Raw genomic sequence first — 5763 nt, 5'->3', positions numbered from 1 at the left:
AACGGGTCATGATCGAGCCGCCAAAGCCGCTTGAGACGATGTTGCGTTCTTCGTCGAGCAAAGGCTCCAGCACCAGAGGCACTTTCATCATGCCGCTGCTGCGACCGATGAAGCCGATCACATCGTTTTGCTCGGCCCAGTCGCGGCCAGTTTCTGGATCGCCGTAGAACAGGCGAAGCACAGTGCCTTGGGCGTGGTAGTCGGTATAGCTGGCCCGCGCGGCTTCGAGAACCGAGCGCACTTTCGGGGCTGTGCCATCGGGGTACCAGGTCATTTTGGAAACCGGGCTTTTGCCGTACTGGCCCACGAGTGACAGGTACTGCTGGTAGCAGTCGATGGTGCCGCGCTTGGTCTCGCTCGGGCCCTGCACTCTGAGGGCACGTGCGAGCTGGGTGGCCGTCTCGAAGCAGTGGTCAAAGCCCATGCAGGTGACGCCATCACCGTGGTTGATGACGAACAGGCGCTGTTTGGGGTTGATGCTCACGCCGGGGGGGACGGGGCTGATGTCAAGTTGGGAAGTGGTCATGTTCTCTCTCCAAAGGAGGGTGAGGAACGCCCACATCCCGAACCGGGAGTGAGGACGTCCCGGTGGGGTGAATGTCGGCAGGGGCCGACGCAAAGGTCATGGTGACCAGAGTGCCCCTGAAGAGTAGAAGCGCCTGACAATGCCGTCAAACCGATCCGGCCAGTCCCCTTCGCGGGCGGGTTTTCCTCATCGGCACAGCATTTCGACGCTTCAGCGGTGTACAGGCCCCCTGGCAAACTGGTCGCTATCTTGACCACGCGTTCTTTATTGGTCACTATAATGACCAAATGACCAACGCCCCTATGTCCGCTGTGCTCGAGCGACAGCTGCTGCTTCAGCTGGGTGACCGGCTTCGGCAGCTGCGCAAGTCACAGGGGATCGGCACGATCGATATGGCGGCGCGGGTAGGCATTGCGCGCAACACGCTCAGAGCCATCGAAAACGGCGATCCAGCGCCCTCCATGGGCTCCTACCTCCGAGTCATGTCGGCTCTGGGGGTGGTTGGAGAACTTGCACTTCTGGCTGGCGACAGCATGATCCCAGCGCCGCAAGGAACGGCAGGCGCAAGGTCCCGGCGCGAGAAGCCAAGCATTCAGGTGACTGTCACGGCGGACACCTCTCGCCATGAGATTCAGGATTTGCAGAGCTTGGCCCTTCACCAGGCGGCCGTTGATCTTGTCAAAGTGGATCCAGCGCAGCTGGCAAGGGCGCAGGCAACCCTCGCGCGATGGCTGGGGTCTGGGCCTTCTCGATCAACCAGTCTTTGGACCGAATGGGAGGAAGTCCTCAGCAAACGGCAGTGGCGCAAGATCCTTGGCCGCAGCCGGCGCGCGCAGGAGCTTCGCCAGAGTTCACCGTTGGTCACCCTCTTGCCGGAGGACACACGCAAGAGCGTCCTTGCACAGATCGGGGCGCTCAAAAAGGGCGTGGTGATCAGAGATGCAGTGGAAGAGGACGTGCGATGAACCGTGAAGACCTGGAGCACATCATTCGGGCCAGCAGCGACGTGACGAATGAGTACGAGTTCATCATCATTGGAAGCCAGTCGATCCTGGGCCCGATCCCCTACCCCGAAGATGTGTTCAAGGCGTCGGCCGAGGCCGACATCTATCCGTACCAGGCGCCGCAGAAGGCCGACGAGATTGACGGTGCCATTGGTGAGGGATCACAGTTTCACGAGACCAACGGCTACTACGCGCAAGGCGTAGCACCAGAGACAGCGGTCCTTCCGCGGGACTGGATCACGCAGGTTCACCGCGTCCAAAACAGCAACACAAACGACCGCGTCGGGTACTGCCTGGACGTCGTCGATCTGTTCCTGTCGAAGGCTGTGGCGGGGCGCGACAAGGACCGCGAGTTCTGTACCGCACTCATCGAGTTCGGGCACGTGGATCCAAAGAGAGCCATCGACATGGTTGCGCAGATGCCGATAGATCAAGAAGCGCAGCGACGTCTGCGTGCAACCATTCGTAGGTGGGCTGGCAGTGCGATCTGAGTAGACTGCCCACCCACGGTTGCTCGGCCACGGCGGGGGCTCCTAGCCGCGTGCGCGTGGCTTCAGTGTCTTGGGCGCCGTTTTACGGGCTGTGGCCACCCTGCCTTGGGCATCGAGCGTGAACTGCACGCCATGAGGTTGCCCGTCCTGCGGCAACTGCCCGGCGGCCTGGTCGGCTTCGGCCATGGTTTCGTACAGGCGGATCGGCGCTCCATCGAAGAGCTTGCCGTCGGTCAACCACCGCCCTGACTCCAGCTGGTACTCCATCGAGCCTCCACCGTAGAACCTTGCGACACCCCAGTTCTTCGCCATCGAATGCTCCCTTTGCTTGGATCCTTGAAACGCGCGGGTCCGCGCAGCAGCGCGTACTTTCCTTCCGTGGCCACCCTACCCGTTTGAACTCTCAGAAAACGCCGGCGTGTTGATTTTGATGAGGCTGGCCACCAGCAAGATGAAGCCCCCCATCATGCATACGAGCCCCAGAGCAGCACCGGCGATCACATTCACCAGCGTACTGGCCGTGGCAGACCACGCCACCAGACCGATGACCTCAAGCCCAAGGAAGGCGGCCAGCACAGCCGCGCGTTTCGTTGTGATGTTCATGTTTTGGTCTTTCCGGCTCAAAGAGTGGGCGGCAGGTCACGTGAAAGCGCAGGGCTGGCTACAGCGTTCCGATTTTTGTAGAGCGAAAGCTGGTCGGCTTCTGGTCGAGCGATGCGACGATCGCAGCGGCCGTCTTGGGCCCGATCCCCTTGCACAGCACGAGCTCAGCGGCGGACGCGGTAAACACCGCGCGGGCGCTTCCAAAGTGAGCGATGAGTTTTCTGGCCACCTCGGGCCCCACGCCTGGAAGTCCACAAACGAGGTATTGGGCCAGTGCTCCGTCGGGGTTGTCCCTGGGCTTGGCCACACGCGTTGCGACCTCGTAGCCCAGTCCGTTGACCTGGTGGTGGTGCAGACGCGCCAGCAGGCGGGCGGTGCCCATCTGGTTGGGTGCGGTGAAGACCGAGAGCCCCCAAAAGACCGAGAGCGCGGAGAGCGCGCCAGGCAGCGAGTCGGGGTGCATGTCGTTGGGCAAATCCTGGATATTTCCTTCGATCAGCAACGCCGGTCGCTCGGAGGCCAGAGCGATGGCTTCGGCCTGGGCGAAGAGGCGCGCGTCCAGGATGGAGTTGGCCAAGTCGGCAATGCTCTTGCGCTCGATCAAGAAGGCCCCCACGCGGTAGTCTCCCGCAGGCATCTCCTGCATGACGAAGTCCACACCGAGGTCGCGCAGGTGCGTCGGGATGCGGCTGTTGGTCTCGCGCGAATCGACGACGATGGTTGGTGCGTGCTCCGGGACGGAGGGAAGGTTCATGTGGCCGTCTGCGTGGACGAAGAAATGGGATATGGAGTCACGTGGGGCAATGGTCTACAAGACCCGGTGCTTTCTCTTGTCGTCTGCCTCAGTGAGCCGGCGAGCGAATTCCTCCATGCCCATGGGAAGTGTCTCCCCACCCTCGGTGTAATCCTCCAGCACTTCAGCGATAGAGTGCTCATTCACATTGAGGGCAAGCGACAGCGCGCGCAGGGCGGCCCCAAAGCCAGCAGCGGCCACGCCGCCGATCACCGCCCCAATGGCAGACGATTCTTGAGCTTCCTCGGCTCCCTTCCAATCCATCACCCGGTTGAACATGTGCAGCCCATCCCTGCTGGCAGGCGGGTAGCTGGTGTAGTTGGCGCGCTCAAAGTGCGCGTGCACCTCGTTCTCCAGATACACGTCTTCAGGGTTGTCGTTCCACTTCTGCAACTCGGCTTCAAACTCGGTCAGATCCGCAGGCGCGCCGGCGGCGGAATGTGCAGACGACGTGGGAGGGGTCGGTTTGGGTTCTGTGTTCATGCCCATCACGATACAGCCTCTGCGTGCCTTTGCAACTTGATCGACATGGCCCGCATTCCCTTGGATGCCGACTAAACCCTCTACGAGGCGAACTACGTCGGGAGTTCGAGCAAAAACGCCCCGGCGACCCTTGACCCTGAACATCTCAAGATTCAACCTTCCATGGCTGCGCGCGGCCCGCAGTCCTTCTGGCGTGCGAAATCGCAGCACCTGCTGTACGTCTCGCGAGGCCATCAGTGGGCCAAACGATTGTTGGAATTCTTCGAGCGTGTTCATGCAGGGTACCTCTCTTGATCCGAAAAAAGCCCCAACCCTATTGCTCAACATGCCTGCCGGAGCAGGAACCCCAAAGAAATAGTGTGCGAGTTATGGCCCCGAAACTCGCACACCCCTGGACTCGCTTGCTTCGCGGGGCCATGAAAGCAGAAAAGCCCTCCGCTTGTGGCGAAGGGCTGGTCTGTGTTTCTAGGCGTCCCGGTGAAGGCGCACGCTTGTCTCGTCAGGCTTCCTCGGGCTGCAGCTCCAGCTCGGTCTCGTAGACCGTGCCATCGTGCAGCGCGATCTTGACCAGGTAGCCGCGATCGGTGAGCTTGGCCAGCGCCTGGTTGAGCTCAAACGCCAAGGGGTTCAGGCGGTCGATCTCCACCGTCCCCTCCGGCAGCACGCTGTAGGCATCTTTGGTCAGCGCCAGCACCGCAGGGTGCTCAATGCTCAGGGCCGCAAACAGCGGGGCGTTCCAGTTGCCGTCTGCGTCTTTCACCGGCTGTCCGGTGTCGAAACGCATGGTGCGGGCCTCTCCCTTCATGAGGTAGAGCGACTCGAAGAAGGCCGTGGTGCCATCCTCTCCGTAGCCCATGGCACTGGGCATGCGCGAGGTGCCGTGGAATCTGGCCATGCTCTGCAACTCGGCCATGAATTGCTCCCGGGTCTCGCACTTGACGTGGCTGACATCCTGCTCGCAGTAGGTGATCGTCTGCATCAGCTCTTCGCAGACATAAATGCCGTAGTACCAGGCATCCTGACGGGTGCTGTAGCGCTTCCAGCCCGGGTGTGCACGCAGGATGGGGTTGAGCGAAGCGGTCGATCCGTTCTCGATGAATGACCGTTCGATCACCGCCCCGCTGGCCGTGCGCTCGGGTGGCGCCACCTTGCGGTGTTGCTCGAGCATGGCGATCGTGGCGCGCATGCGCTCGATCTGCACTGGGTTGAAGGCCAGTTGTTGCCCAGACCACCAGTACATGGTGCCCAGGGTTTCGGAGATGGCCTTTTCCGTCTCCGTCGCATTGAGCTTGTCGATGTGACGCAGGCGGGCGCAGTAGCTGATGCTGTCCGCGTAGATGCCGGCGAGTTCGCGCGGTACGCCGTCGGTGTTGACCTCGTAGGCGCCGCAGAACAGGTGCCCCAGTGGTGCGCCGTGGATCACGGCAACCGTTTCGTCGCGCCCGAACAGCAGGAAACCACTCTCGCGGGCGAACTGCAGGCGCTGTGCCATTGCTTCGCTGCTCAGAGGCGTGTAGTTGCGCACCTCCTGAAAGTACAGGGGCAACTGCACGAGTTCCATCACCTCGGTACCAACATGGCCCGCCAAGTGGGGCGAGCGGATCAGAACCAGTGTGGCGCTCTCGGGGCCGTTGATGCCGGCGAATTCCGGCTGAGCGTCGAACTTGCTGTGCAGGAGGTCCTGCAGGTTGCGCATGTTCTGCGCGTTGAAGGCCGGGTCTTCTTGAACCTGGACCATCTGGTGCAGGCGTGACTCGAAGTAGGCGGGGATGAAGGCTCTGGTTGTCATGGGGATTGCCTTTGAAAGGACAAAGCCCGGACAAGCCTTCCCCCTGAGCGGGAAAATGCTTGCCCGGGCTCAGG

General features: G+C 61.7%; 7 protein-coding genes and 1 pseudogene. 2 read left to right on the top strand and 6 right to left on the bottom strand.

Annotated elements, in window-relative coordinates; translation table 11 throughout:
* A pseudogene (locus tag Q1W68_RS15625) lies at nt 1-526 on the bottom strand (hypothetical protein); the annotation flags it as partial.
* 287 nt (nt 527-813) lie between these two features.
* Here Q1W68_RS15625 and Q1W68_RS15620 point away from each other — a divergent pair.
* Together Q1W68_RS15620 and Q1W68_RS15615 are read left to right on the top strand one after the other, a co-directional pair.
* Nucleotides 814-1491 (top strand): helix-turn-helix transcriptional regulator, encoded by a 678-nt coding sequence (locus Q1W68_RS15620; RefSeq protein WP_159609001.1) that lies wholly within the window; start codon nt 814-816, stop codon nt 1489-1491.
* The gene (locus tag Q1W68_RS15615) at nt 1488-2021 is read left to right on the top strand and encodes a DUF6036 family nucleotidyltransferase (protein ID WP_300650343.1); all 534 of its coding nucleotides are present in this window, start codon (nt 1488-1490) and stop codon (nt 2019-2021) included. The genes Q1W68_RS15620 and Q1W68_RS15615 overlap by 4 nt, the downstream gene beginning before the upstream one ends.
* 42 nt (nt 2022-2063) lie before the next feature.
* On the opposite strand, the gene Q1W68_RS15610 is transcribed toward Q1W68_RS15615, so the two are convergent.
* The 5 genes from Q1W68_RS15610 to Q1W68_RS15590 all read right to left on the bottom strand — a co-directional run bounded on the left by Q1W68_RS15610 (nt 2064) and on the right by Q1W68_RS15590 (nt 5689).
* Nucleotides 2064-2333: a hypothetical protein gene (locus Q1W68_RS15610; protein ID WP_159608999.1), complete on the bottom strand. Its 270-nt coding sequence runs from the start codon at nt 2331-2333 to the stop codon at nt 2064-2066.
* 75 nt (nt 2334-2408) lie between these two features.
* Entirely contained in the window at nt 2409-2624 is a 216-nt protein-coding gene (locus tag Q1W68_RS15605; protein WP_159608998.1) for a hypothetical protein, read from the bottom strand.
* 58 nt (nt 2625-2682) lie between these two features.
* Nucleotides 2683-3378, bottom strand: a complete 696-nt coding sequence (locus Q1W68_RS15600) for an ERCC4 domain-containing protein (protein WP_159608997.1) — start codon at nt 3376-3378, stop codon at nt 2683-2685.
* Nucleotides 3379-3432: 54 nt separating this feature from the next.
* Entirely contained in the window at nt 3433-4176 is a 744-nt protein-coding gene (locus Q1W68_RS15595) for a hypothetical protein (protein ID WP_300650340.1), read from the bottom strand.
* 223 nt (nt 4177-4399) lie between these two features.
* Entirely contained in the window at nt 4400-5689 is a 1290-nt protein-coding gene (locus Q1W68_RS15590) for a hypothetical protein (protein WP_300650337.1), read from the bottom strand.
* Nucleotides 5690-5763: the final 74 nt, after the last annotated feature.

It is taken from the genome of Hydrogenophaga sp. (genome assembly GCF_030158645.1).
Classification (GTDB): Bacteria; Pseudomonadota; Gammaproteobacteria; order Burkholderiales; family Burkholderiaceae_C; genus Hydrogenophaga.
Note: the sequence above shows the minus strand (reverse complement) of the source record. Positions and strands in the feature narration are given on the sequence as shown.

Excerpts from the sequence above, each read along its gene's own strand:
- Q1W68_RS15610 (WP_159608999.1), bottom strand. The coding sequence starts at position 2,333 with ATGGCGAAGAACTGGGGTGTCGCAAGGTTCTACGGTGGAGGCTCGATG.
- Q1W68_RS15595 (WP_300650340.1), bottom strand. The coding sequence starts at position 4,176 with ATGAACACGCTCGAAGAATTCCAACAATCGTTTGGCCCACTGATGGCC.
- Q1W68_RS15590 (WP_300650337.1), bottom strand. The coding sequence starts at position 5,689 with ATGACAACCAGAGCCTTCATCCCCGCCTACTTCGAGTCACGCCTGCAC.
- Q1W68_RS15620 (WP_159609001.1), top strand. The coding sequence starts at position 814 with ATGACCAACGCCCCTATGTCCGCTGTGCTCGAGCGACAGCTGCTGCTT.
- Q1W68_RS15600 (WP_159608997.1), bottom strand. The coding sequence starts at position 3,378 with ATGAACCTTCCCTCCGTCCCGGAGCACGCACCAACCATCGTCGTCGAT.
- Q1W68_RS15605 (WP_159608998.1), bottom strand. The coding sequence starts at position 2,624 with ATGAACATCACAACGAAACGCGCGGCTGTGCTGGCCGCCTTCCTTGGG.
- Q1W68_RS15615 (WP_300650343.1), top strand. The coding sequence starts at position 1,488 with ATGAACCGTGAAGACCTGGAGCACATCATTCGGGCCAGCAGCGACGTG.